The sequence below is a fragment of the Novosphingobium sp. G106 genome (genome assembly GCF_019075875.1).
Classification (GTDB): Bacteria; Pseudomonadota; Alphaproteobacteria; order Sphingomonadales; family Sphingomonadaceae; genus Novosphingobium.
Genome location: NZ_JAHOOZ010000001.1, coordinates 514149 through 538816, shown reverse-complemented (window position 1 = coordinate 538816; position 24668 = coordinate 514149). Strand labels below are relative to the sequence as shown.

Below are 24668 nucleotides of genomic sequence, written 5' to 3'. Positions count from 1 at the left end.
GGGCTCAAACGATCGGTGTGCCCTCGGGCGACATCACCGAATCGCACTCCACCACCGTGGCGATCCGCATCGTCGGGCGGTGGAAGAAGTTGAGCTCGTCCTGCACGACCTGGTCGGGCATCACCGTCGTGGTGATGTAGTCGAGCGTGCCCTTCCAGCCCGCTTCGTTGTCGAACCACATCTCGGTGACGACGTCGTAGGGCAGTTCCTCGTTGGTACCGCTTTCGGCATGCGGCTGGGGCTCGAGATAGCGGCGGACATAGCGCGAAATGCCCGACATATAGGGCGCGCAGAGCGGGACGTGGTTGTTCTCGTAGTAGTTGCGGAACTCTTCCATGCTGATGCCGGGCTTGCGCTTCATCAGCAGCAGGATCTTCCAGTAGGTCTTGTCAGCCATCGTCCCCCTCCGTCATTCGGTCACTGCAGCATGCGCGCGCGCATCGCCGCGATCTCCTTGGGGCCGACGCCGAGCTGCGTCTGCATGAAGCCCTCGACCGAGCCGTAGTCCTGCTTGAGCTGGGCGAAAGTGGCGTCGAGATAGGCGCCGTCGACGCCGATCAGCGGTGCGGTTACGTCGGCCGGCAGCCGCGCCAGTCCCGGCGAGATTGCGGCTCCGAGCGTGTTCATCCCAGGCGCCCCATTGCTCAGCAGGTAGTCGGCCCGCACGGCCTCGTAAGGCACGCCGAGCGCGGTCAGCACCAGCGCCGTGCCGATGCCCGTACGGTCCTTGCCCGCGGTGCAGTTGACCACGACCGGACCCTGGCCGGCGACGAGGCTGGCGAACAGCTCGCGGTAAGCCGGCACCTGCTCCTTGGGCATCGTGCGGTAGGCCGTGACCATCATGTTGCGCATGTTTTCGGCGGTCAGCTTCGACGGATCGGAGAACATCGCGCCCATGTTGCCCATCGACATGCCATAGTCGCGCGTCCAGTAAGCTTGGCCCCAGACGTCCTTCTGGCTGTAGGCGTCGTGGCTGCGTTCCTCGGTGGTGCGCAGGTCGACGATGCGGGTGACGTGCAGCTTGGCGAAGTCCGCCCGGCCCTTCTCGGTCAGGCTGCCGAGCGGCCCGCCGCGGTAGAACAGGCCGGGCTTGACCGCATGGCCGTCGGTCGTACGCAGCCCGCCGAGATCGCGGAAATTGCGCCCGCCCTCGAGCAGGATGAACCGGCTGTCGTAGGTTTGGGCGGGAGCCTGCGCGGCGACCGGTGCGGCCGCGGGGACTTCGGCCAGCGCGGGAGCGGCGAGCGCGAAAGCGGACAGCAACAGGATGGGACGAATCATCGTTTCAGGCTCCAGAAGACCGGGATTGCAGTGAGGCAGCCGCTGTAGCGCAGGGACCGCGCCTCTCCCACTGGTCCGCCTTCGTGACAGCGATATGTCATCCGATCTTCTCGAAATCGCGCGACTTCGGCAGGAACAGCAGCAGCAGGCAGCCGGCGGTGATCGTGCCCGTGAGGACGAAGAGGAACGGCGCGAAGCTGTCGTAGTGGGCGAGCGAATAGCTGACCCCCACCGCCCCTGCGCCCGAGGCTAGGAAAGAGCAGCAGAACAGCAGGCCTTGCGTCGTTCCGTAGATCCGGAGCTTGAAATAGCGCGCGACGAGGAAGGACAGGATGTCGGTCTCCGCCCCGACCGTCAGCCCGATGAGGAACATCGAGAAGGCGATGACGCCATAGGTGTCGAGCGGCGTGCCGAGCAGGAAGAAGCCGAGCGCGGGGAAGCTCATCGAAACGGCCGTGACGATCGGCGTGGACCAGCGGTCGAGCGCGAGTCCGCAGGCGACGCGTCCGATGATCGTCCCAGCAAGATAGAACGGCGCTATGTTGGATGCCCCCTGCGTCGTCAGCCCCTGGTCGATCAGCATCAGGTTCATCTGCGAGGAATGGAGCTGGGTCTGCAGCAGGCAGAGGAACATGCCGACGAGGATGATCCAGAAGACCGGACTGCCGAGGATCATGCGGTAATCGCCGGGCCTGGTTGCGTTCAACGCCTGCGACACGGCGGGATCTTCCACATCGCGCGGCCGGGATGGCGGGATCAGCGCGATCGCGATCAGGCCGCAGACCAGGCAGAACACCGCCAGCGCGACATAGGACTGCCGCCAGCCGACGTGCTCTATCATCCAGTTGAGCAGCGGAATGATCGGCATCGCGAGGATGGCCGGAACGCAGTTGACGATCGTCAGCGCCAGCCCCTGGGCGCGCTTGAAATTCTCGGCGACGATCCGCGTATAGGTAAGCGTGCTCGTCATGCTCCCGACGATCAGCACGTAAGTGAACAGGACGACATAGACCATGAAGCTGCCCGTCATCAGGCTGTAGCCGATGATGCCCGGTATGGTCAGCAGGGTGCCGGCCAGGGCAATTGGGCGGACGCCGAACCGGTCGGTCAGCCGGCCGATGATCGGGAAGAATGGCAGCGTCGCCAGCATGGTCAGCCCGATCAGCGCGAACTGCGCGCGGGTCCAATTGAACTCCTTGATCAGGAACGGCGCGAAGACGCTGTTGGTATAGGCGAACAGCGGCAGGCTCGTGCCGATGCCCAGGCTCGCGCCCAGCAGCGGACGCAGATTCTGGCGTACCTCGCCCAGATAGCTCAAGCGGCTTCCCCCTCAGTGTTCTCGGCCGCAGGTCCGGGCTCGTTTGACCGTGTTGTCGGGAAAGATTCCCCGCTTGTCGAGTGCTTAGCCGATCTTCGGCGAGGTCCTCCCGCCCGGCAGCAGCAGGAACAGCAGCGCACCCAGCGTGATCGAGCCCGAGACGCCATAAAGGAAGGGCGAGAAGCTGTCGGTCAGCTTCAGCGTCAGGCTGATCAATCCCGCCCCGACCGCCGAGGTGAGGAAGGTGACGACGTGGACCAGGCCCAGCGTCGAATTGAAGATCCGCAGGTTGAAATAGCGCGCCACCAGGAAGGCCATGATGTCCGCTTCCGCGCCGATCGACACGCCGACGAGGAACATCGAGCCGGCGATCACCGGCACGGCATTCAAGTCGGTGGCGAGCAGGAAGAACCCGATCGCCGGGATCCCCATGGCAATGGCGGTGACGATCCGCGTCGAGAAGCGGTCGAGCGCCAGCCCGCAGAGGATGCGCCCAATGATCGTCCCGAAGGCATAGACCGAGCCGATGGTCGCTGCCGTCTGCGTCGAAATGCCGTTCTCCTGCAGCATGACGTTCATCTGCGCGGCATGCAGGGGGGTCTGCAGCATGCAGAGGAACATCCCGGCGACGATGACCCAGAAGACCGGGCTGCGCAGAATCACGCGATAGTCCCGCCGCGCCGATCCGGGGACTGGTTTGGGTCTGGGTGGCGGAGCCTCGCCAGGCGCCGTCTTGGCCGGCTTGATCAGGCTTAACGCGGTCACCCCGCCTACCAGCGACAGCGCGCCGATGCCGAGGTAGGAAACGCGCCAGCCATATTCGATGATCGTCCAGTTGAGCAGCGGCATGACGATCATCGCCAGAAATGCCGGCGCGCAGTTGAGCACGGTCAACGCCAGGCCCTGCGCCTCGACGAAATTCTCCGCGATGAGCCGCGAATAGACCAGCGGCCCGGTCGTGCTGCCCACCGCCAGCACCGCCATCGAGCAGGCCATGAAGTAATAGAAATTGCCCCACTGCAGGCTGTAGGCAACGAAGCACAGCGGCACGAGACCCGTCCCCAGCATGGCAACCTTCCGCACGCCCAGCCGATCGGTGAAGCGGCCGATGAAGGGGAGCAGGAAGATCGTCGTCAGCATGGTCAGCCCGATCAGCGCGAATTGCGCGCGCGACCAGCCGAATTCCTTGATCAGGTGCGGCGAGAAGACCGTGGTCGTATAGGCGAACAGCGGCAGGCTGGTGCCGCAGCCCAGGCTGGCCGCCAGCAGCGGCTTCGCGTTGTCGCGCAGTTCACCGAAATAGCTCACGCAGCCCCTCACCTGTTTCGGCCGCGTTTCCGACCCGTTGCCGCACTGTCTCAGGCAAGAACGCCGCGTTGTCGAGACCGGGGATTTGTCCGATAGCCATGACATTCAGCCAGGGAGTCGAAGTTTGGCCAGCAAGTTCATCCTCACCTCGGCGGAAGACGGGGTCTTCACGATTACCCTGAACCGGCCGGAGAAGCTCAACGCGCTGCTGCCCGAGATGCACATGGCGCTGGAAGAGGCCTTCGACCGGTTCGCCAGCGACGACGCCTTGCGTGTCTGCGTCATCAAGGGCGCTGGCGACCGTGCGTTCTGCGCCGGCAGCGACCTCACCGCGTTCAAGACCGATGGCAGCACGCCCTATCCCAAGAGCGGCTATGCCGGCCTCGCCCAGCGCTACGACCTGACCAAGCCGGTGATCGCCGCGGTCAACGGCATCTGCGTCGGCGGCGGGTTCGAGCTGGCGCTGTCCTGCGACATGGTCGTCGCGTCGGAGAAGGCCGTGTTCGGCCTGCCGGAGCCCAAGGTCGGTCTGATCGCGATCGGTGGCGGAGTGCATCGGCTGGTGCGGCAGGCGGGGCTCAAACGTGCCATGGGGCCGCTGCTGACCGGCCGCGCCATCTCGGCGCAGGAGGGTTTCGCCATGGGCTTCGTCAGCGAACTAGTTCCGGCGGACTGTCTTGACGATGCGGTGGCCGGACTCTGTGCCCAGATCGTCGCCAATGCGCCGCTGGCGGTCGAGCTCACCAAGGAACTGGCGATGTGGGGCCTCGACCAGCCGACGCTCGCCGATGCACTGACAGGCCAGGTCGAGCGCCCGGCATTCCACCGCTGGATGGCCTCGGAAGACGCCCGCGAAGGTCCGAAGGCTTTTGCCGAGAAGCGTAAGGCCGAGTGGAAAGGGCGATAGCCGTCACGGCGCGTCGTGGAAGATGATGCCCATCGCGTGCCGCCGGCCTGAGTGCAGCGTGCTGACACCGTGACGCAGCTTCACGCGGTAGTCTCCGCGCGTCCCCGCCTGCGGTCGGTCGCCGACCGCGAAGATCACCGCGTCGCCCCGCTCGAGCCGCACCACCTCGGCGCGCGACTGCATGCGCGGGCGCTGCTCGGTCAGGACGAACTCGCCGCCGGTGAAATCCTCTCCGGGCTGCGACAGCAGGACCGCCATCTGCAGCGGAAACACGTGCTCGCCGTAAAGGTCCTGGTGCAGGCTGTTGTAGTCGCCCGGCCCATAGCGCAGCAGCAGCGGCGTAGGCCGTCTCTGGCCGTCGGCATGGCAGCGCGCGAGGAACGCCGCATGCTCGGCGGGAAAGCGCGTGTGCAGCCCGATGCGTTCGTGCCAGCAGTTGGCGAGAGGGGCCAGCAGCCGATAGCCGGCAGAGCGTAGGGCGGCGATGCGGGGCATCAGCGGATAAGCGAAATAGCGATATTCGCCGCTGCCGAAACCGTGGCGCTGCATCACGACATGGCTGCGGAAAAGCGCCCGCTCGTCATAGAGCGCCACGGTATCCTCGCATTCGGCGGCCGTCAGTAACCCCGGCACCCGCGTCCAGCCGCGGTGATCGAGGTCTCTGCTCAGGGCGTCGGCGTCGAGCGCGTCCACGCGCATGTCGATAGGCTGTGTCATAGCGGCGATATCGCCGGAGCGCCGCCCTATCGCATCCCGCCACTTGCGGCCGAACTAGGATGCCGGGTTGAGGAAAGCGACGAACTTGCCGCTGAGCCTGCCGACCACGAGGTCGTTGTAGATCAGCGCCGAGTGCACCTCGATGCGCGCAAGCCTCTTGCGCGTCAGCAGCTTGAGGAAGCCCGGCCAATTCGAACCTTCGGAGAGCGAGGAGCGCGCCGTGAATGCACCGTGGATTGGCCTATCGTAGTCCATCTGATTGGACTGGATGACCACCTCGCAGGCCAGCCCCGCATCGACGAGACGCAGATGCACGAGCGACCACGCGGCCAGTATTCCGAGGGCCGAGACGCTCCCGCCGAAAGCCGTGCTCTTGTGGTTGATATTGGGCTCCAGCGGCGCCGCGAGAACGACCGAATCCACCGTCGCCGAACGGACTGATACCTGCATCGCGGCCGAAAGCGGGATCTGCCGATGCAGATACTCTTCGAGGGCGCCGACATCCATTCGCCGCCGCCTTCAGCCCATCCCCAGCTTGCGGTGATCCCAGCTGATGACCTTGTCGGGCCGCACGATAACGACAACACGCTTCTCGGCCATCGAAGCCGCGATCTTGGTGACGTCGCCGGCATCGAGCCCACGGTGGTTGCGCGCGACGATGACCTCCATCAGCCGCTGCAGCGGTTCGCCGCCATCGACGATCTCGGCCCTGCCCTGAACTGACACGCCGCGCAGCTCGCTGTATTCGGTGCCCTGCTCGGCCAGCACCGAAACGCGCGGGTCGCGGCGCAGGTTCACCACTTTCTGCGACTTGCCATAGGTCTCGAACAGGTAGGTGCCGCCCTGATAGGCGAACCACACCGTCGTCAGATGCGGCGCGCCATCCTTGTCGAGCGTCGCCACCTGAAGCGATTTGCATTCATCCAGCAGCGCGACGATCTCACCTTCCGTCATCCGGATCGCGTCGCGCATCTTGGCCATCAGGTTATCGCTTTCAGGAAGTTGAGCCGTCCCTCGGCTCCTTCCTTGCGCATCGAGACGAGGTCAAGCTTGAACTCGATCTCCTCCATCGGCGTCTGCACGCGCGGGTTGCCGGTCCAGTAGACCACGCCGCAGACGCGCTTGGATATGCGCCAGCCCTCGCCCGTACGGACCCATTGATCGTCATACCAGCCGGTGCCGTCCCAGACCGGCGGATCGCCCGCAGCGTGGCGGATCAGCCGCCAGGCGCCATAAGTGTGCGAAGCCGCACGGTCGCCGTCGATCTTGACCAGGTGGTTGGTCATGACGTGCTGGGTCGCGTCGAACAGCTCGTGGAACGAACCGAAGTCCGACTTGAACTGCGCGCGGTTCGTCCAGTGCGAGGTCGGGCCGTAGTCGGCATCGACGTCCCCGGTGAAGATACGGTCGAACAGGTCCCAGCGCTGGGTGTCCATGGCGAAGCCATAGAGGTTGATCAGCTCGATGATGTCCTCGCGGTCGGCCATGCTTCTCTCCCGTTGATCTTGTCAGGCACTCGCCTTGGCGAAGCGCCCATCGGCGGCGGTCCAGTTCACCGCGGCCATGAAGGCGTCGACATAGGCGGGCGCCTTGGCGCCATAGTCGATGGCATAGGCGTGCTCGTACATGTCGAGCGCCAGGATCGTCGTCCCGCCGGCGAGCACATGCGTGTGATCCGCCGCCCACTGATTGACGAGGCGCTTGTCGCGATGGCTGTAAGTCAGCAGCACCCAGCCCGAGCCGCCGCCGAGCGCCTTGCCCATGGCCGAGAACTCCGCCCGCCAGCGCGCATCGCTGCCGAAGTCGCGCTCGATCGCCGCGGCCAGCGCCGCTCCGGGGCGACTGGGCGTGCCGAATTGCGAGAAATAGATCTCGTGGATCACCATCGAATTCCAGGCGATCAGCTCCTCGCGCTTGAGGCCGTTGAGCTGGAAGCCCGGCGCGGTCGCCGGATCGAGCGCGGCCACCTGCGCGGTGATCGACGCGATCCGCTTCACCGCGCCGACGTAATTGTTGTCGTGATGGCTGACGAGCAGCTTTTCGGAGAGCCCGGTGATCGTCTTTGGATCGAAGGGAAGCGGTAGCGGCTGCGGCGCATAGGATGCATGCGCCGGTGCCGCGGCTCCCTGCGCCGCGCCCGCCGCGGGGCTCAGCACGGCGACGCCGGCTGCAAGCACTGCTCCCGCCGAGAGCATCTCGCGGCGGTCGATCGAAAAGTCGCTCATGTGCCTGTCTCCGAAATCAGACCGGCAGACTGACCTCCGCCGTGCCCTTGAGGATGGTATCGCCGTTCTGCGTGGTCATCCTGGTCTGCACCTTGACCACGGGCATACCGTAGGGCGAGCGGTCGATCTTCTCAATCACCTCGCCATCGACATAGGTCACGTCGCCCTCGAAGGCGGGGCTGCGGAACTGGGTGACCGAATGCCAGATATAGCCGTCGTGACCCGCCCAGTAGGCGACCGTATCGACGTGCCAGGCGTTCATCGACGAACCGTAGCCATAAACCCCGCCCATGCCGACCTTCTCGCCCTTCTCGGCGTTGATGTGGCCCGACGAAGGACCGGCGTGGAGACCGTCACCCTCGCGCGGGTCGATCTTGCGGGCCTCGTGGTCGTAGGTCATGTCGGCACCGAAGCCGGCGTCGTCCTTGGCCGGGTCATAGACACCCTCGGGCACGTTCCAGCGCCAGGTGCCCCAGATGTTCTGGCGATGCGCGCGGCATTCCAGCGCGAAAGTCACCCGGCTGTGCGGGCCGATCACGCGGCGCGGCAGCTTGTCGCCGACCTTGACGTCGCCATAGCGCGGCGAGACGCCATCGCGGTTCGACAGGATCCAGGCCATGCGCACGCGCTCGACCTCTTCGAGCTCGCTGCGCGTCCAGAGCTTGGGCGGGACATTGCCCTTGTCATAGACCTTCCGCTTGGCCGCTTCCTCGACGAGGTAGCGGATCGAAGTCGCGCGTTCCTTGGCGACGAGCGCGCCGTGCTGGTTACGGTGGACCGTATCGCCGTCCGCGAACATCGTCGGCCCGGCAAAGCCCGTGTCAGTGACCTTGTAGCCGGCGAAGGTGCGCTCCTGCGTCAGCTTGTCGCCGGGGCGGATCGGGTTGCCGTAGAACCACCACTCCTCACCCGCGAAGATCAGGTGCGAACCCGGGATCTTGCCGACGCAGGACGGATGGCAGCCGTGGCCATAGTCCATCGCGACGGTGAAGCTCTGGGGCGCGACGATGCCGCCGAATTTGGAATTCTCGGCGAAGGTCTGGTCCCAGTGCAGCGGGTTGGGATAGTCCATCGCCTGGACCCAGCGGCGGATGTCGGTGGCGTTGCACGGGTCCCACATCTCGGCGAAGACCAGCGGCTTGCCGATCCACTTGTCGACGTCGCTCGTATCCAGCGTCACCCCGTCCGAATTGCTTGGGCCTTCGGCCATCTGTCATCCTCCCGCTGCGGGCGCTCTTCCGCGCATGATTTCGGCCTGTTCCACGGCGCTGGCAAGCCCGCGCGGCAGATGGCGCAAGCCCATCGGCAGATACTGCAAAACCGAGGGGTGCACGTTCGGCGATTATTTACGCGCTCGCAGTAAGGCCGGTCGCTAATGGGCACTCGGGCGTCATGAAGAACTTCCTGATCGGAGAGTTTCTGGGCTCGCTGCTGCTCCCTGCCCCGCGGCCGGTAGAGAAGGTTCGCGACTCCTCGATCCAGTCGATGATGGCCGAAACTCGCCGCGAGCTCGCGGTCTTCGCCTCGGACATGATGGGCGCGCAGAGCTTCGTCGGACAGTTCGATCCCGCCCATCGCGAGGCAGCGCGCATCGACCGCAGCAGCTTCCGCAATGCCATCGAGGACACCTCCGACCCGTTCATGGTGATCGACCCACGACCGGGCCTGCACATCATCGACATCAACGACGCCTATGCGGCCGCTACGATGACCGCACGGGACAAGGCCGCCGGCGATAAGCTGTTCGATGTCTTTCCCGACAACCCGGCCGATCTCGAAGCCGACGGCGTCAGCAACCTCTACGAATCGATCCAGAAGGCCGCGCAGTCGGGCCGCCCCCATGTCATGGCGATCCAGCGTTATGACGTGCGCGATGCCGACGGGTCGTTCGTCGAGAAGCGCTGGCAGCCGATCAACACGCCGGTGTTCGACGAAGACGGCCGGCTGATCTATATCCTCCACCAGGCCAATCCGCTGTCGAACCGGCGCCGATAGGCGCGCGATCAAGGGCGATGGCGTTTCTGCAATCGCGCTGGCCGCCGGCATGATCTACTATGCGCCTCTGCAACGCGAATACGCGCCCTGGCGAGGAGAGAGACGATGGCCACCGCAGCTAAGATCGAAGGCAACGACAGCGCCTACATCTGGCGGATGCGCTGCGAGCTGGCGGCCGCCTACCGGCTGGTCGCTCTGTTCGGCTGGGACGACCATATCGCCACGCACCTGTCGATGCGGCTGCCCGACGGCTCTTTCCTGCTCAATCCCTTCGGGCTGATGTTCGACGAGATCACCGCGTCGAGCCTGATGCGGCTCGACATGGACGGCCAGCTCGTCGAGCCCTGCGACTTCCCGCTCAACCCGGCAGGCTTCAACATCCACGCCGGCATGCTCGGCGCGCGCGCCGATGCGAACAGCGTCATGCATCTGCACACGCGCGACGGCGTCGCGGTGTCGGCGCTCAAGGAGGGCTTGCTGCCGCTGAGCCAGAACGCGCTCAACGTCTGGCACGACATCGCCTACCACGAGTTCGAAGGCATCGCCTCGGCCGAAGACGAGCGGGCGCGGCTGGCGGCCGACATCGGCACCAAGAACCTGATGATCCTGCGCAACCACGGCACGCTGACGCTGGGCCGCTCGATCGGTGGCGCCTTCGCCCGCCTCTACATGCTCGAATGGGCCTGCACCGCGCAGGTCCGCACCTTGTCGATGGGCCGCGAGCTTCAGCTGCCGAGCCAGGCGGTGCAGGACAAGCAGGGCGCGATGATGGGCTCGGACTGGGTCAACGCCTTCGCCGAAGAGCGCTTCTGGCCGGCGATGCTGCGCAAGGCCGAACGCGAGTGTCCGGGATTCGAGGTCTGAACCGGCCCTCCTCTCTCGGCGCAGAATGATTATATCGGGGCCATGCCTCGCCATTCCCACCACGATAATCCGAACCCCACGCCAGCGGAGATCACGGCCCACGCCGCGGCTGCCCGCGCCCGTAAGCGCGCCGAAGCCGAAGCAATCGGCATCGACGACGATTTCGTCGCGCAGCTGGTCGAGAGCTTCTACGCGCGCATCCGGGCGGACGCCCTGCTCGGCCCGATCTTCGCCGCACGCATCGCCGACTGGCCACTGCATCGCGATCGGATGAAAAGCTTCTGGCGCTCGATCCTGCACAACAGCGGCGAGTTCGCGGGCAATCCGATGGCCAAGCATCTTGCCATCCCGGGTCTTGAGCGCGACCACTTCGCGCATTGGCTCAACCTGTTTTATGCCACGCTACGCGAACTCGAGCGGCATCCAGCCGCGACCCGCATGGTCGGCACTCGCGCGCGGATGATCGCCGACAGTCTGCTCACCGGCATCGCCACCCGCGATAAGGGTATCGGCGGAGCGCGCGCCGGCGCGGACCTTCCGCAGGTCTGAGCTTGCGCCCGCCCGGACGCGCAGGCATGAGGCGCGCGAACCCCATAGCGGAGAGAACAGATGGACCTCGAAGTCGCGATTCTGCAGGCGAAGGACGGTGATTCCGCCGGCCTGATCAAGGCGATGAACGAAGGCGGCACCGAAGGTCTGCTCGCCGCGCCCGGATGCCGCTCGGTTAAGGTCCTGCCCGGCGTCGAGAACCCCGGCACCGTCCTGTTCCTCGTTGAATGGGACTCGGCCGAAGCCCACGCTGCGGGCAAGAGCAGCCCGGGCTTCGCCAAGTTCATCGAGCACGCCAGCCCCTTCTTCGGCGGTGGCGGTTCGATGCAGCACTTCAAGCTCGACTGATCAGCCTGCGGCCTTAGCCTCTGCCGCGCGCTGGACTTCGCCCTTCTTCGCCGCCTCGTTGAGGTGCGCGAAGCGGGGCATGGTGAAAGTCCCGGACCCGTTCGACTGCGGCCCCAGCGGGTATTGTCCCGGCGGCAGTGCCCCCAGCGGCATTCCCGCGGCTGCCAGCATATAGGGCGATACGCGATTGCGTGTCACGAGGCCGCCGGCGCCGTCGGCGACTAACGTGTGCTCGAACTCCATACCCTGCATGGTGCCGCGCGACCGGCGCACCGTGGCCACCGCGAGCTGGCCCTCGCCGAAATCGACGACGAACACGGTATCGACCGGAACGTCGAGCAGGCCCTCGATCAGGCAGCCGGTGTTCGAGAGGTTGCGCATGGTTACTTCATAGCGGTGATCCTCATGGATCAGGCCAACCTTGCGGAACACGGTCTTGCGATCCGAGCGTGCCTTGCTCGGACCTTCCGGTTCGATGATCCATTCGCCGCTCTGCATCGCGGCGAGCGCATCCTCGCCCGAGATCGCTTTCGAATAGATGAAGCCCTGGATCTGGCTGACCTTGAGCTCGCGCATCAGGTCCAATTCGTCGTGCGCCTCGATGCCCTCGGCCGTGGTGTCCATATCGAGCGCTTCGGCCAGGCTGACGATCGCCTTGATGATGGCGACGTTGCGGGTGCCCGGCTCGGTAACGCCGCGGATGAAGCTCTGGTCGATCTTGATCTTGTCGAACGGCGCCTTGCGCAGATAGCCGAGCGACGAATAGCCGGTGCCGAAATCGTCGAGCGCCAGCCGCACGCCCACGCCTTTAAGCGCAGCGAACATCTCCTCGGTCGATTCGCTGTCGTTAAGGAAGATCGATTCCGTCAACTCGAGTTCGAGCAGTTCGGCCGGCAGACCCGAATTGGCCAGCGCCTGTGTCACCAGCGACGGCAGGTTCTTGTTGGCAAACTGCGCTGGTGAGACGTTGACCGAGACCTTGACGTTGCCCGGCCAGCGCGAGGCGTCCTCGCAGGCCTGACGCAGCGCCCATTCGCCGAGCTGGGCGATCTGGTTGCTCTCCTCGGCCACCGGGATGAACAGCGCGGGGCTGATCGAACCGAGATCGGGATGCGCCCAGCGCATCACCGCCTCCATCGCCACCACCGCGTTCGTCCTGGTGCAGACCAGCGGCTGGTAATTGAGCGAGATCTGCCCTTCGGACAGCGCGTCGCGCAGGTCTTCCTCGATCCGCCGGCGCGTCTCGGCCTCGTTGTGCAGTTCGGTCGAGTAGAAACGGAACTGGCCGCGCCCGCCGCCCTTGGCCGAATAGAGCGCGAGGTCGGCATTGCGGATTAGCTCGTCGCTGGTCACGCCATCATAGGGCGCAATGGCGATGCCAACCGAGACGCCGATGACGCAGCGCGCGCCTTCGAGCGCATAGGGCTGCGAGACCATGTCGATGATCTTCTTGGCGATCTCGCCCAGCCGGCCGCGGTCGTCGAGATCCGGCAGGATCACCTCGAACTCGTCGCCGCCGAGGCGGCCGAGCTCACACCCCGAATCCACTACCCGGCTGAGGCGGTCCGCGACCTGCTTGAGCAGTTCGTCGCCGGCCGGGTGGCCGAGCGTGTCGTTGACCTGCTTGAACCTGTCGAGATCGAGCATCATCACCGCACAGCTGCGCTTGGCCTGGCGGAATGCGGCGAGCGTGTTGTCGAGGTGGCTCGACATGCGGTGGCGGTTGGAGAGCCCGGTCAGCGAATCGTACATCGCCAGGCGCTCGGCCTTGCGCTGGCTGCGGCGGCGCTCGGTGACGTCGGCGCCGTTGCCGCGGAAACCGGCGAAGTTACCCGCGCTATCGTGTTGCGGCCGGCCTGAGATCGACCACCAGAGCTCCTCGCCCCTGACTGCTGCGCGCACGGCGAACTCGGCGAAAGTCTTCCGCTTGCTCAGAATTACCGGCAACGTCCGCTCGACCTGCTCGGTATCGACACTGTCCAGCGTGAAGAGACTGCTGAACGGCTGGCCCAAAACTTCGCTGCGGTTCTTGCCCAGACGTTCGGCGACGCATTCCGAAAGGTAATCGATGCGCCCACCGGCATCGGTCGACCAGAACCAGCCATGACCCGATTGTTCGTAGTCGCGCAGAATTTGCACGGCCTGCTGCATCTCGGCCGCCGATGACTTGCCGCCAACGCCACCACCCAGCTTGGGCAGGCCGAATTTTCTCAAAGGCGCCAAGACCACAACCCCATGATTTCCCATGCGGTATTCTACTGAGCGTTGGTTTAAGAAGGGCTAACCTTGGCCGATTTTCACGAATATTGCAGCTAACCGGTGCGGCGTACTTGCTCGCCTTCGCCGACCCGGACCGCAGCGAGCGTTGAGCCGAGTATGCGCCGCGGTTTCTCGATCGTCACCGGCTCCGCGAACTGGACGCCGATGCGGCCCTCCTCGGACCAGCGGACCGTCGCGCAAATGCTCTCTTCGCCGGCGATGTGCAGCGCGATCTGGGTGCCCGGCGTAATGCTGCAGCGCAGTTCGATCATCGCACCGCTCATCGCCACGTTGCGCACATGGCCGTCGACGCGCTCGCCGTCGATCTCGACCACGACCTTGCCCGCCGCATCGCTGCGCGTGGGCCGACTTGCACGCGGGCCGATCGCCTTGGCCGTCATGCCGCCGGCGAGGCGCACGGCGGTTTCGTCCAGACTCATCGGCGCTTCGTAGATGTAGCCCTGGATATGGCTGCAGCCGAGCATCCGGGCGAGCTCGAGTTCCTCGGCCGTCTCGATTCCTTCCGCCGTGGTCTCCATGCCGAGCGCTTCGGCAAGGCCGACGATCGAGGCGAGGATCGCCCCGTTGCGGCTGCCCGGTGCGACCGCACCGCGGATGAAGCTCTGGTCGATCTTAATCCGATCGAAAGGTGCCGCCTCGAGATAGCCGAGCGACGAATAGCCCGTGCCGAAGTCATCGAGCGCCAGCCGCACGCCGATCCGCTTGAGCGCCGTGAACATCGCGTCGGTCGAGCTGTCCTCGTTAAGGAATACGCCTTCGGTGACCTCGAGTTCGAGCCGCGAGGGCGCGACCTGGGCCGAGGCAAGAGCATGGGTAACAATCGCCGGCAGGGCCGGATTGGCGAATTGCAGCGGCGAGAGATTGACCGAGACGCGTATCGATTCCGGCCAGCTCGCAAGGTCCTTGCAGGCCGTCCGCAGGGCCCATTCACCGATCGGTGCGATCAGGCCGGCCTCTTCGGCGATCGGCACGAATTTCGCCGGCGAGAGCCGCCCGAGCCGCGGATGGGTCCAGCGTAGCAGCGCCTCGAAGCCGGTGATGGTCTCGGTCAGGGTATGGATCACCGGCTGGTACCACAGCTCCAGCCCGCCGGTCGCCACGGTATCGCGCAGGTCCTGCACGAGTTGGCGGCGCTCCTCGGCGTCGCTGTGGAGATCGGGCTCGTAGAAGAAATAACAACCGCGCCCGGCGTCCTTGGCCGCGTAGAGCGCCAGGTCGGCGTTGCGGATCAGCGCTTCCGAAGTGACGCCGTCCTCGGGCGCCAGCGCAATTCCCACCGAAGCGCCGATCAACGCGTGCTCGCGGTCGAGTATGTAGGGCTGTGCCAGATTCGCGACGATGCGCTGGGAAAGGTCCGCCAACTCGTCGCGCGCCCAATGCCCCGGCAGGATGATCTGGAACTCGTCACCGCCGAGCCGACCGAGCCGGCCGCGTCCGTCGATCAGCAGTCGCAGCCGGTCCGCCGCCTCCTTGAGCACCGCATCGCCCGCGGGATGGCCCAGCGTGTCGTTGACCTGCTTGAAGCGGTCGAGGTCGATCAGCAGCACGGCGCAGCGCCGCGATTCCTCGTGCGGGGCGTTGAGGATCGTCTCGAGCGACTGCGACATCTGCAGGCGGTTGGCTGCGCCCGTCAGCGAATCGTAATGCGCCAGCCGCGAAGAACGCTCCTGCGAACGCCGTTTCTCGGTCTGGTCCCAGCCGAAGCCGCGAAAGCCGAAATAGACGCCGAAGCGATCCTCTAGCGGGGCACCCGAAATCGACCACCAGCGCTCCTGGCCGTCGGCCGCCGCGCTGACGAGGACGTCGCGAAATCCGGTGCGTGCCGCGAAATGGACGTTCAGCCCGGCCGCCGCGCTTTCCTGCTCCGTCACTTCCAGCCCGAAAAGTTCGGCGAAAGGGCGCCCGTGCAGTTCCTCGACCGGACAGCCGAAGGCATCGCTCAGGCTGGACGAGAGATAGGTGACCAGGCCATCGGCATCGGTTTCCCAAAACCAGCCCTGGCCGGTCTTCTCATAGTCGACGAGAATATCGAAAGCGCGTTCCTGCACCCGCTGCTGCTGATGCCGCTTGGCCATCGCGTCTCCATAGATCCGCATCTGGCGCCAGACCAGCAGGCCGCCGCCGATGGCGCCGCAGCCGAAGATCAGCCAGGCGTCGAGGCGGGTACCGGCCGCGATCAGCGGCAACCAGACCGCGCTCAACGCCGCAAGCATCGCCGGCGGCCGGCGAGCGAGCAGGAGCGAACTGAAGGCACCCGTCAGGGCGACCATGCCGACCGCGCCGATCCAGAACGGATCGCCCCGTTCGCGCGCCCATTCCGCCGCGGCCAGACCGTAAAGCAGCATCGGCTGGGCGACCGCGAACAGCATGATGACCATCCGCTGGAACAGGCCGCGGGCGCGCTGGCGTTCGAGCCTGACGAAAACGGGCGCCATGGTGGCGAGCAGGATGGCGGCGATCGCCGGAGTCGTTACCCGCAATCCCGGCAGCGCACCGGTGAATGCAAGAGCCGGCGCCAGGCCCAGGCCCATCGCCGATGCGATGAATATCCAATAGGCGGGAATGTGGAACAGGATGTCGGGCGAATAGGAACTGGCCCCTTCGGGCCGGGGCGCGACGGATTGCGCGCGCGCGGCGTGGGCAGGTGCTTCGCGCACCCGTCCATCGCCGCCGCCGACGCGGTCTTCCGGTTCTGCCCCTGCCAACCTGGCCATTCCTCAAATCGCCTAGTCTCGTGAAAGGGATCTGCCTTCATCCCCCTTTCCTCGCGCAGCAGACTACTGCTAGCCTGCCTCCGTGCCGGCTAACGAACGGCCTTAAAGATTGATAAATAGGGAGTTGGCCACGTGCGGCACATTGCGATCATCGGTTCCGGCCCCGCAGGCTATTACACCGCGGAAGCGGCCCAGAAGCTCTGGGGAGACGACGTGCGGGTCGACATCTTCGACTCGCTTCCCGTGCCCTACGGCCTGATCCGATTCGGTGTCGCGCCCGACCACCAGTCGATCAAAGGCGTTTACCGTCGCTACGAGGCAACCTCGCTTTCCGACAACGTCCGCTTCGTCGGCAACGTCACGATCGGCCGGGACGTCACCATCGGCGAGTTGCAGGAATTCTACGATGCGGTCGTGCTCGCCACCGGCGCACCGCACGACAAGAAGACCGGGATTGCCGGCGAAGACCTCGGTAACGTCTTCGGCAGCGCGGCCTTCGTCGGCTGGTACAACGGCCATCCGGGCTTCGCTTCCCTCGACCCCAAGGTTTCTGGCAAGCACGCAGTCGTCATCGGCAACGGCAACGTCGCGCTCGACGTGGTGCGCATCCTCGCCAAGACGCGCGACGAGTTCCACGGCAGCGACATCGTCAACCACGCGCTCGACGTGCTCGACCATTCCAAGGTCGCCAAGGTCACCGTGCTCGGCCGGCGCGGGCCGCACCAGATCGCCATGACGCCCAAGGAGCTCGGTGAGCTCGGCCATCTCGAGCGCGCCAGCCCACGCCTTGATCCGGCCGATCTGCCGCCCGAAAGCGAGGACGCCGCGCTCGATCCCGGCCAGCGCAAGTCGGTCACCCTGCTGCGCGGTTTCGCGGCCATCCCCGAGGCCGATCATGCGGCCAAGGCGATCGAGGTCGATTTCGACTTCTTCGCGTCGCCCAAGGCGATCCTCGGCGGCGACGACCGGGTCATCGGCGTCGAAGTGGAACGCACCAAGCTCGAGGACGGCCGAGCCGTCGGCACCGGCGAGATCTACACGGTGCCCGCCGAACTCGTGGTCATCTGCATCGGCTACCAGACCTCACCGATCCCCGACGTGCCCTTCGACGAGAAGAACGGCCGTTTCGCCAACGAGGAAGGCCGCATCCGGCCCGGCCTCTACTGCGTCGGTTGGGCACGCCGCGGCCCCACGGGCACAATCGGTACGAATCGTCCGGACGGTTTCGCGGTGATCGAGAAGATCGCCGGGGACATCGGCGACGGCGCCGGCAAGCCGGGCGGCGACGGTTTCGACAAGCTGGCGAACGAGCGCAACCTAGCGGTCATGGCTTTCGACGACTGGAAGAAGATCGACGAAGCCGAAGTCAAACGCGCCCGCGACGGAGCCCCACGCGAGAAGTTCATCGCGGTCGAGGAAATGATCGCAGCGGCCAGGGGCTGACCCCAACAGAAAAGGGGCGGACCGAAGCCCGCCCCTTCTCCTCCTGGCTTTTGCGACCCAGGCTCTTTGTTAGTTCCAGCTCAGTTGCCGGCCGTTCCCGTCGCGTTGGCACCGGTTTCAGCGCTGCCGGCGGGCGCCTGAGCCGAGGTATCGGCGGAAGCCTTGGCCTTGCCGCGGGCGTGACGGCCCTTGTGCGCATTGGCCGCGGCGTCTGCCGTGGTGTCGGTCGTTGCCGAGGTGTCGGGCGTAGCCGCCGTACCCTGCGCCGTACTGTCGAGCGTGCCCTGGGCCGTGGTGCCGGGGGTCCCGACCGTGGAATTTACCGCGCCGCCAACGGTGCCACCGACTGCTCCGCCGACCTGCGCATACGCGGCCGGGGCGGCAGCGAGGCCAACGAGGGCAATCGACGCGATCATGAATTTCCGCATGTGTTCTCTCCGGTTTGTATCAACTCGTTCAACCTAGGCCGGAAAGCGGAGGAATTTCAGGGGTGTGGCGGCCACTGGTCGTGCCGGGAGGCTCGCCCCGTCCCATCTTTCGCCAAGATGAACGAGCCGTTGTCCCATGTTCAGGAAAGCGATCTCGGCTGGCCGATACAAAGGCTCGGCCCGCCGTTCCTGCGAACGACGGGCCGAAAATTCGCAACGAATCGATGCGGAGCGTCAGACTCGCATCGGCATCAGGACGTAGAGCGCGGCGCTCTTCTCGTTCTGGCGGATCAAGGTCGGCGCGCCGGCATCCGCGAGGTGGAGTTCCACCGTGTCGCCTTCGATCTGGCCGAGGATGTCCTTGAGGTAGCCGGCGTTGAAGCCGATCTCGAAACCTTCGGCCGAATAGTCGGCGGCGATCTCTTCGGCGGCGGTGCCGTTGTCGGGCGAAGTGACCGACAGGGTCACGCGGTCGTTGTCGAGCGCCATCTTGACCGCGCGGGTCTTCTCGGTGGCAATCGTCGCGACGCGGTCGACGCCTTCGTAGAAGCTCTTGGGGTCGAGCCTGAGCAGCTTGTCGTTACCCGTCGGGATGACGCGGCTGTAGTCGGGGAAAGTGCCGTCGATCAGCTTGCTGGTCAGCACGACGCCGTTCTCGCCGCCCAAGGTGAAGCGCACCTTCGAGGCCGAGAGATCGATCAGGACATTGGTATCGAGCGCTTCCTCGAGCAGCTTGCGCAGTTCGGCTACACACTTACGCGGCACGATCACGTCGGGCATGCCGTCAGCACCGGGTGGCTTGGCCAGGGTGAAGCGGGCGAGCCGGTGGCCGTCGGTAGCCGCGGCCTTCAGTTCCTCTTCGGTGACGTGGAGGAAGATGCCGTTGAGGTAGTAGCGCGTCTCTTCGGTCGAAATCGCAAAGCGGGTGCGGTCCACCAGTTCCGCCAGGGTGCGCGCGGGAAGCTCGAAACTCGTCGGCAGCTCGCCCTCGACAATCACCGGGAAGTCGTCGCGCGGCAGCGTCGGCAGGGTGAAGCGGCTGCGGCCGGCCTTGACCACCATGCGGTTGTCGGCAGTCTCGATCGAGACCTGCGCACCGTCGGGCAGCTTGCGGGCGATGTCGAACAGCAGGTGCGCCGAAACGGTGATCGCACCAGGCGCCTCGACCGAGACCGCGCCCATCGTTTCGACCACCTGCAGATCAAGGTCGGTCGCCATCAAGCGGAGCGTGCCGCCCGGCTGCGCGTCGATCAGCACGTTCGACAGGATCGGGATCGTATTGCGCCGTTCGACGACGGACTGCACGTGGGACAGACAGCGCAGCAGCGTCGCGCGTTCGATAGTGGCCTTCATGACGGTCTCATGTCCCCCATCGGCCGGCGACGGGAGTCGTCCGCCGGCGCTGAATTCGGACCACATTCCTTAACGCCGGGGCAGCGAGCGGCAAGCACGAAGCGCGGCAGAAGGAGCGATTCTGGGGATAATTGTTCGATTCAGCCCGCGCGCTCGTGCGGCTCAGCCGAACATCGCCATGCCGCCGTTCACGTGCAAGGTCTGGCCTGTCACATAGCCCGCCTCACGGCTGGCGAGATAGGCGACCGCGGCGCCGATGTCCTCGCCCTCGCCCATCCGGCCCATCGGGATGCGGCCGTTGAGCGCATCCTTCTGCGCGTCGGGCAGGATTTCGGTCATCGCCGTTCGGATGAAGCCGGGCGCGACGCAGTTCACGGTGATCCCGCGGCTGGCGATTTCCTGCGCGAGGCTCTTCGACATGGCCGTAAGCCCGCCCTTGGCCGCCGCGTAGTTCATCTGCCCGGGATTGCCCGTCGCGCCGACGACCGATGTGATCGTGATGATGCGGCCGAACTTGGCCTTCATCATCGGCCGCGTCGCTGCGCGCATCAGGCGGAAGGCGGCTTCGAGGTTGACGCGGATCACCGCGTCCCATTCCTCGTCCTTCATCCGCATCGCCAGATTGTCGCGCGTGATGCCGGCGTTGTTGACCAGAATGTCGAGCTTGCCCAGCGAATCCACCGCCGCGGGCACGAGCTTCTCGACGTCTTCGGGATTGGACAGGTCGCAGGTGATGGCGACGTGATCGACTTCCTGCAGATGCTGCGGCGTGTGCTCGTCGAGCTCGTCGCGAAACAGGCGCAACTTCTGGGCATTGGAGCCCGACACCGCCAGCCGCGCACCCTGCCTGGCCAACGCGCGCGCGATCGAGGAGCCGATCCCGCCCGAGGCACCGGTAACGAGGGCGGTCATACCATGCAGGTCGAACATCCGGTTTTCCATCCTCTCAGAGTTCCTTCGCGAGCGCTTCGATGTCCGCCATAGTGACGACGCTCGTCACAGTCACGTCCTCTGCGCTGCGCGAGATCATCGGGCCGAGGACCTTGCCGCCGAGTTCGACGAAGCGCTCGACACCGGCCGCCTTCATCGCGATCGCGCTCTCGCGCCAGCGGACGCGGCCGGTGACCTGCTCGACCAGCAGGCGGCGGACTTCGGCGGGGTCGCTGACCACCGCGGCGGTGACGTTGGCGAAGAGCGGCAGGCGCAGCACGCCCGGCGGGGTCTTCTCCAGCGCTTCAGCCATGGCGTCGGCGGCGGGCTGCATCAGCGGGCAGTGGAACGGTGCCGAGACGGGCAGCGCCATGCCGCGCTTGATACCGAATTCCTTGACCAGCGCGATGGCGCGCTCGATCGCGCCCTTGTGGCCCGAAATGACCACCTGGGTAGGATCGTTGTCGTTGGCGACGGTGCAGACCTCGTTCTCGGCCGCGGCTTCGGCCAGGGCCTGCGCCTTGTCGATGTCGGCGCCGAGCAGCACCGCCATGGCGCCTAGGCCCACCGGCACCGCCGCCTGCATCGCCTGGCCACGCAACTTGAGCAGCCGCGCCGTATCGGCAAGGCTGAAGGCGCCGGCAGCGCAGAGCGCGGTATATTCGCCGAGGCTGTGGCCCGCGACATAGTCGCCCTTGTCGGCCAGGCTGATGCCGCCTTCCTTCTCGAGCACGCGCAGCACGGCGATGGCATTGGCCATGATCGCGGGCTGGGCGTTCTCGGTCAGCGTCAACTGGTCCTCGGGACCTTCGCGCATGAGTACCGATAGCTTCTGGCCGAGGGCGTCGTCGACTTCCTCGAACACCTCGCGCGCGGCGGCGCTGGCCTCGGCGAGGTCGGCGCCCATGCCGACTTTCTGGCTGCCTTGGCCGGGAAATACGAAGGCTCGCATGGCGACCTCTCCTAAAATGCGGCGTACCGCGAATCGAAGCGCGGCGGACTATTGCCCTTGCGCGCGCCCCGCAAGCCCAAACGGGACAATCCTGTTGGCAGCATCGTGGCCGATGTCCGCAGCGCCGAGAAAGGGGATCGCGTGACGCCCGCACCAATGGCGCGCGATCGCTTCGGATTCCTGGCCGAACGGCCTGTCGTTCTCGGGCACATCGCTGACCCGCCCGAGCCGCAGTCCGGCAATCCCGCCGAGGTGTGCAGTCAGGTGGAAGAACAGCCGATCCACCGCGTAGAGATGCTCGCTGACCTCCTCGACCATGACAATGTGATTGGCGAGGCCGGGCATCAGGCGCGTGCCGCAGAGCATGGCCAGCGTGGTCAGGTTGAAGGCCACGGCCGGATGCCGGTCGAGCGAGGGTTCCAGCCCCGAACGGTCGCCCGAGATGTAGCCGAGCGCCCGGCGCACCGCCGCCGTGCCGCCCTCGCGGCGGATGTCGTTGGGCATCGGCGCATGGATCGGATGTCCGATCCGCGCGCGATAGAGCGCACCGAGCAGATAGCCCGCATCCGAATAGCCGAGGAACGCCTTGTCCTGCGCCGCATGATCGAGCTTGGCAATCGCATCCTCGGCGATCCGGCAAGCGCCGTAGCCGCCGCGCGCGAACCACACGGCATCGAAAGCGGGATCGTTGGCGCATTCGAGCAGCGCGTCGAGCCGCTGGGCGTCCGACCCGGCGAAATGCCCGTCCGAAAGAAAGCACTGCGGGTGGAAGTGAAGCTCCATGCCGGGGAATTCGGCCCCGGCCAGACGGCTCACCCGCGCCGCGTCCTCCTCGGTCATCGGGGTCGACGGAGCGCAGATGGCGACACGTGGCATGCCTGCGGTGTAACGATATCGTCATCGGCGCGAAAGCGGTGAGGTTGTGTAATCACCCGCGCGCGCATACCGAAGCGATGATGACTGACTCCCCTTCGCTCACCGCCCATCCCTGGTTCTTCTGCGGCATCGGCGGCTCGGGCATGTTGCCCCTGGCGCTGATCCTGCGCGGCCAGGGTGCCGAAGTCGCGGGCTCGGACCGCAGCCGCGATCAGGGGCGCACGGCGGAGAAGTTTGCCTGGCTGGAAAGCCTGGGCTTCACCCTCTTCCCTCAAGACGGCAGCGGCGTCGTCTCTGCCGACCAGACGCTCGTCGCCTCGGCCGCGGTCGAGGACACGGTGCCCGAAGTGGTGCGCGCCAAGGAGCTTGGCTGCCCGCGGATGAGCCGCGCGGAACTGCTGGCCAGGCTGTTCAACGCCGCCGGAACCGGGATCGCCATCGGCGGGACGAGCGGCAAGTCGACCGTTACCGGCATGGCCGGCTGGATCATGACCCAGGCCGGCCGCGATCCGACGATCATGAACGGCGCGGTGATGAAGAACTTCGTGCGCGACGATGCGCCGTTCGCCAGTGCCCGGGTCGGAAGCGGCGGTGTCTTCGTCTCGGAAGTCGACGAGAGCGACGGTTCGATCGCGCTCTACCGGCCCAAGGTGGCCGTGCTCGGCAACGTCAGCCTCGACCACAAGAGCCTGGAGGAGTTGCGCGCCCTGTTCGGCGATTTCCTTGCCGAGGCCAACGTCGCCGCGATCAACGTCGACGATGCCGAGACCGCGGGCCTGGCCCACCGCGCCCAGCGACTCGTCACTTTCGGCATCGACAGTCCCGAGGCGCAGATCGGCGTCGCGCCCGATAGCCTTGCCGAAGGCCCCACCAGCCTGACCGCGACGATCGTCGACCGGCGCGACGGCAGCACGCACGCACTGGCGCTCAAGGTCCCCGGTCGCCACAACCTCGCCAATGCCCTCGCCGCGATCGCCGCGGCCAATGCCGCCGGCGTGTCCGTGGCCGATGCGGTGGCAGCGCTAGGCTCCTTCGCCGGCCTCGCGCGCCGTTTCGACATCGTCGGCACTTCGCCTTCGGGCGTTACCGTGATCGACGACTTCGGGCACAATCCCGACAAGGTCTCGGCCACACTGGCGACGCTCAAGGCCCATCCCGGCCGCGTCATCGCCTTCTTCCAGCCGCACGGCTACGGCCCGCTGCGCCAGATGGGCCACGAACTGGCCGAAGTCTTCGCGCGCAAGCTCTCGCCCGACGACGTCACGATCCTCTGCGACCCGGTCTATTTCGGCGGCACCGTCGATCGCAGCGAGGGCAGCGAGCGGATCGTTCGGCTGATCCGCGAAGCCGGCGGTCAGGCCGAGCATATTCCCGAACGCGCCGCCTGCGGAGACCGGATCGTCGAACTGGCCCAGTCGGGCGACCGCGTCGTGATCATGGGCGCGCGAGACGATACGCTGACCCTTTTCGCCAAGGATCTGCTGGCGCGCCTGCCCTAGACGATCGCGGCGACACCGGAACCGACCGGTGCAGCCAAGGCCGCGCTCGCCATGGCCAGGGCATTGTCGATCGCTGCCGCGTCGTTGTCCGGCAAGTCGAACGGCGGCCGCCGGTTGAACACGCTGGTCAGCACCATGATCGCCAGCAGCCGCTGCCGCTCGAGGATCAGTTCCATCGACAGGGCCGGATGCAAGGCGCAGAGCAGTTCGAGCGCCTCCATCGCCGAGGGCATCGCTTCCACCAGCCCGTCACCGAAACGTTCGACATCGGGCAGGCTCAGCATCGCCAGAACGAAACGCGCGAACCGCCGCTCGCCGCTCGCATCGAGCAGGTCGAGCAGCGGCAGGTAAAGCACTTCGGTCAGCGCCCGCGTATCGTCTTGCCTGCCCGCGGCACGAACCTTCGCCAGCAGCGCGCTGCGAAGGCGCTCGACCGCAGGCATGCGTCGATCCTGGATCGCCCGGATCAGCCCCGCGAGATCGCCGAAATGGTATTGCACGGCATAGTTGTTGCCCTGCCCCGCCGCGCGGCTGATCTGGCGCAGCGACACGGCTTCCAAGCCATGCTCGCCGATCAGCCGCTCGGCCGTATCGACCAGCATGTCCGCCGCTGCGGTAGTAGGTGCTTGAGTGGCCATTTCCTCCCTTTAAGTCACGTGACTTGACTCTGCAAATCGCGAA

General features: G+C 66.0%; 25 protein-coding genes. 7 read left to right on the top strand and 18 right to left on the bottom strand.

Annotated elements, in window-relative coordinates; all coding sequences use genetic code 11:
- Positions 1–4 precede the first annotated feature (4 nt).
- The 4 genes from KRR38_RS02520 to KRR38_RS02505 form a co-directional block, all read right to left on the bottom strand.
- Positions 5–397 (bottom strand): EthD domain-containing protein, encoded by a 393-nt coding sequence (locus KRR38_RS02520; protein ID WP_217398302.1) that lies wholly within the window; start codon positions 395–397, stop codon positions 5–7.
- Positions 398–417: 20 nt separating this feature from the next.
- Positions 418–1281, bottom strand: coding sequence for a tyrosine-protein phosphatase (locus KRR38_RS02515; RefSeq protein ID WP_217398300.1), 864 nt, complete (start codon positions 1279–1281; stop codon positions 418–420).
- A 97-nt stretch (positions 1282–1378) separates the two neighbouring features.
- Entirely contained in the window at positions 1379–2599 is a 1221-nt protein-coding gene (locus KRR38_RS02510; RefSeq protein WP_217398299.1) for an MFS transporter, read from the bottom strand.
- 84 nt (positions 2600–2683) lie between these two features.
- On the bottom strand, positions 2684–3907 hold the full coding sequence (locus tag KRR38_RS02505; protein ID WP_217398297.1) for an MFS transporter: 1224 nt from the start codon (positions 3905–3907) through the stop codon (positions 2684–2686).
- 124 nt (positions 3908–4031) lie between these two features.
- Between KRR38_RS02505 and KRR38_RS02500 the strand changes: the two genes are divergently transcribed.
- Entirely contained in the window at positions 4032–4814 is a 783-nt protein-coding gene (locus tag KRR38_RS02500) for an enoyl-CoA hydratase-related protein (RefSeq protein WP_254514614.1), read from the top strand.
- A 3-nt stretch (positions 4815–4817) separates the two neighbouring features.
- Here KRR38_RS02500 and KRR38_RS02495 read toward each other — a convergent pair whose 3' ends face one another.
- Genes KRR38_RS02495 through KRR38_RS02470 form a run of 6 tightly spaced genes read right to left on the bottom strand, consistent with a single transcriptional unit; the run spans position 4818 to position 8966 of the window.
- Positions 4818–5531, bottom strand: coding sequence for a 2OG-Fe(II) oxygenase (locus tag KRR38_RS02495; RefSeq protein ID WP_217398295.1), 714 nt, complete (start codon positions 5529–5531; stop codon positions 4818–4820).
- Between the two features lie 54 nt (positions 5532–5585).
- Positions 5586–6038: a YiiD C-terminal domain-containing protein gene (locus KRR38_RS02490; RefSeq protein ID WP_217398293.1), complete on the bottom strand. Its 453-nt coding sequence runs from the start codon at positions 6036–6038 to the stop codon at positions 5586–5588.
- 12 nt (positions 6039–6050) lie between these two features.
- On the bottom strand, positions 6051–6512 hold the full coding sequence (locus tag KRR38_RS02485; RefSeq protein WP_217398291.1) for a pyridoxamine 5'-phosphate oxidase family protein: 462 nt from the start codon (positions 6510–6512) through the stop codon (positions 6051–6053).
- Positions 6512–7018 (bottom strand): nuclear transport factor 2 family protein, encoded by a 507-nt coding sequence (locus tag KRR38_RS02480; protein WP_217398289.1) that lies wholly within the window; start codon positions 7016–7018, stop codon positions 6512–6514. The genes KRR38_RS02485 and KRR38_RS02480 overlap by 1 nt, the downstream gene beginning before the upstream one ends.
- A gap of 21 nt (positions 7019–7039) precedes the next feature.
- The gene (locus tag KRR38_RS02475) at positions 7040–7756 is read right to left on the bottom strand and encodes a superoxide dismutase (protein ID WP_217398287.1); all 717 of its coding nucleotides are present in this window, start codon (positions 7754–7756) and stop codon (positions 7040–7042) included.
- 16 nt (positions 7757–7772) lie between these two features.
- Positions 7773–8966, bottom strand: a complete 1194-nt coding sequence (locus KRR38_RS02470; protein WP_217398285.1) for a MaoC family dehydratase N-terminal domain-containing protein — start codon at positions 8964–8966, stop codon at positions 7773–7775.
- 182 nt (positions 8967–9148) lie between these two features.
- On the opposite strand from KRR38_RS02470, the gene KRR38_RS02465 reads away from it, so the two are divergent.
- The 4 genes from KRR38_RS02465 to KRR38_RS02450 all read left to right on the top strand — a co-directional run bounded on the left by KRR38_RS02465 (position 9149) and on the right by KRR38_RS02450 (position 11512).
- Positions 9149–9751 (top strand): hypothetical protein, encoded by a 603-nt coding sequence (locus tag KRR38_RS02465; RefSeq protein ID WP_217398283.1) that lies wholly within the window; start codon positions 9149–9151, stop codon positions 9749–9751.
- Positions 9752–9856: 105 nt separating this feature from the next.
- Positions 9857–10615 carry a class II aldolase/adducin family protein gene (locus tag KRR38_RS02460; protein ID WP_217398281.1) on the top strand — a complete coding sequence of 253 codons (759 nt, stop codon included), beginning with the start codon at positions 9857–9859 and terminating at the stop codon, positions 10613–10615.
- 42 nt (positions 10616–10657) lie between these two features.
- Positions 10658–11164: a group III truncated hemoglobin gene (locus KRR38_RS02455; protein ID WP_217398279.1), complete on the top strand. Its 507-nt coding sequence runs from the start codon at positions 10658–10660 to the stop codon at positions 11162–11164.
- A gap of 60 nt (positions 11165–11224) precedes the next feature.
- Positions 11225–11512: an antibiotic biosynthesis monooxygenase gene (locus tag KRR38_RS02450; protein WP_217398278.1), complete on the top strand. Its 288-nt coding sequence runs from the start codon at positions 11225–11227 to the stop codon at positions 11510–11512.
- Here KRR38_RS02450 and KRR38_RS02445 read toward each other — a convergent pair whose 3' ends face one another.
- Both KRR38_RS02445 and KRR38_RS02440 read right to left on the bottom strand, forming a co-directional pair.
- Positions 11513–13741 carry a putative bifunctional diguanylate cyclase/phosphodiesterase gene (locus tag KRR38_RS02445; protein WP_375293404.1) on the bottom strand — a complete coding sequence of 743 codons (2229 nt, stop codon included), beginning with the start codon at positions 13739–13741 and terminating at the stop codon, positions 11513–11515.
- A gap of 83 nt (positions 13742–13824) precedes the next feature.
- Entirely contained in the window at positions 13825–16506 is a 2682-nt protein-coding gene (locus KRR38_RS02440; RefSeq protein WP_217398274.1) for an EAL domain-containing protein, read from the bottom strand.
- A 132-nt stretch (positions 16507–16638) separates the two neighbouring features.
- On the opposite strand from KRR38_RS02440, the gene KRR38_RS02435 reads away from it, so the two are divergent.
- Positions 16639–17949: an FAD-dependent oxidoreductase gene (locus KRR38_RS02435; protein WP_217398272.1), complete on the top strand. Its 1311-nt coding sequence runs from the start codon at positions 16639–16641 to the stop codon at positions 17947–17949.
- Positions 17950–18029: 80 nt separating this feature from the next.
- Here KRR38_RS02435 and KRR38_RS02430 read toward each other — a convergent pair whose 3' ends face one another.
- The 5 genes from KRR38_RS02430 to KRR38_RS02410 form a co-directional block, all read right to left on the bottom strand.
- Positions 18030–18377: a hypothetical protein gene (locus KRR38_RS02430; RefSeq protein WP_217398270.1), complete on the bottom strand. Its 348-nt coding sequence runs from the start codon at positions 18375–18377 to the stop codon at positions 18030–18032.
- Between the two features lie 234 nt (positions 18378–18611).
- On the bottom strand, positions 18612–19730 hold the full coding sequence (gene dnaN, locus KRR38_RS02425) for a DNA polymerase III subunit beta (protein ID WP_217398268.1): 1119 nt from the start codon (positions 19728–19730) through the stop codon (positions 18612–18614).
- Between the two features lie 162 nt (positions 19731–19892).
- On the bottom strand, positions 19893–20660 hold the full coding sequence (gene fabG, locus KRR38_RS02420) for a 3-oxoacyl-[acyl-carrier-protein] reductase (protein WP_217398266.1): 768 nt from the start codon (positions 20658–20660) through the stop codon (positions 19893–19895).
- A gap of 16 nt (positions 20661–20676) precedes the next feature.
- Positions 20677–21612, bottom strand: a complete 936-nt coding sequence (gene fabD, locus KRR38_RS02415) for an ACP S-malonyltransferase (protein ID WP_217398264.1) — start codon at positions 21610–21612, stop codon at positions 20677–20679.
- A 48-nt stretch (positions 21613–21660) separates the two neighbouring features.
- Positions 21661–22488, bottom strand: coding sequence for an LD-carboxypeptidase (locus KRR38_RS02410; protein WP_217398263.1), 828 nt, complete (start codon positions 22486–22488; stop codon positions 21661–21663).
- 80 nt (positions 22489–22568) lie between these two features.
- Here KRR38_RS02410 and KRR38_RS02405 point away from each other — a divergent pair, with 80 nt between their 5' ends.
- Positions 22569–23987: a glutamate ligase domain-containing protein gene (locus tag KRR38_RS02405; protein WP_217398261.1), complete on the top strand. Its 1419-nt coding sequence runs from the start codon at positions 22569–22571 to the stop codon at positions 23985–23987.
- On the opposite strand, the gene KRR38_RS02400 is transcribed toward KRR38_RS02405, so the two are convergent.
- Positions 23984–24625, bottom strand: a complete 642-nt coding sequence (locus KRR38_RS02400) for a helix-turn-helix domain-containing protein (protein WP_217398259.1) — start codon at positions 24623–24625, stop codon at positions 23984–23986. The two genes, KRR38_RS02405 and KRR38_RS02400, sit on opposite strands and share 4 nt — an antisense overlap.
- Between the last annotated feature and the right edge of the window lie 43 nt (positions 24626–24668).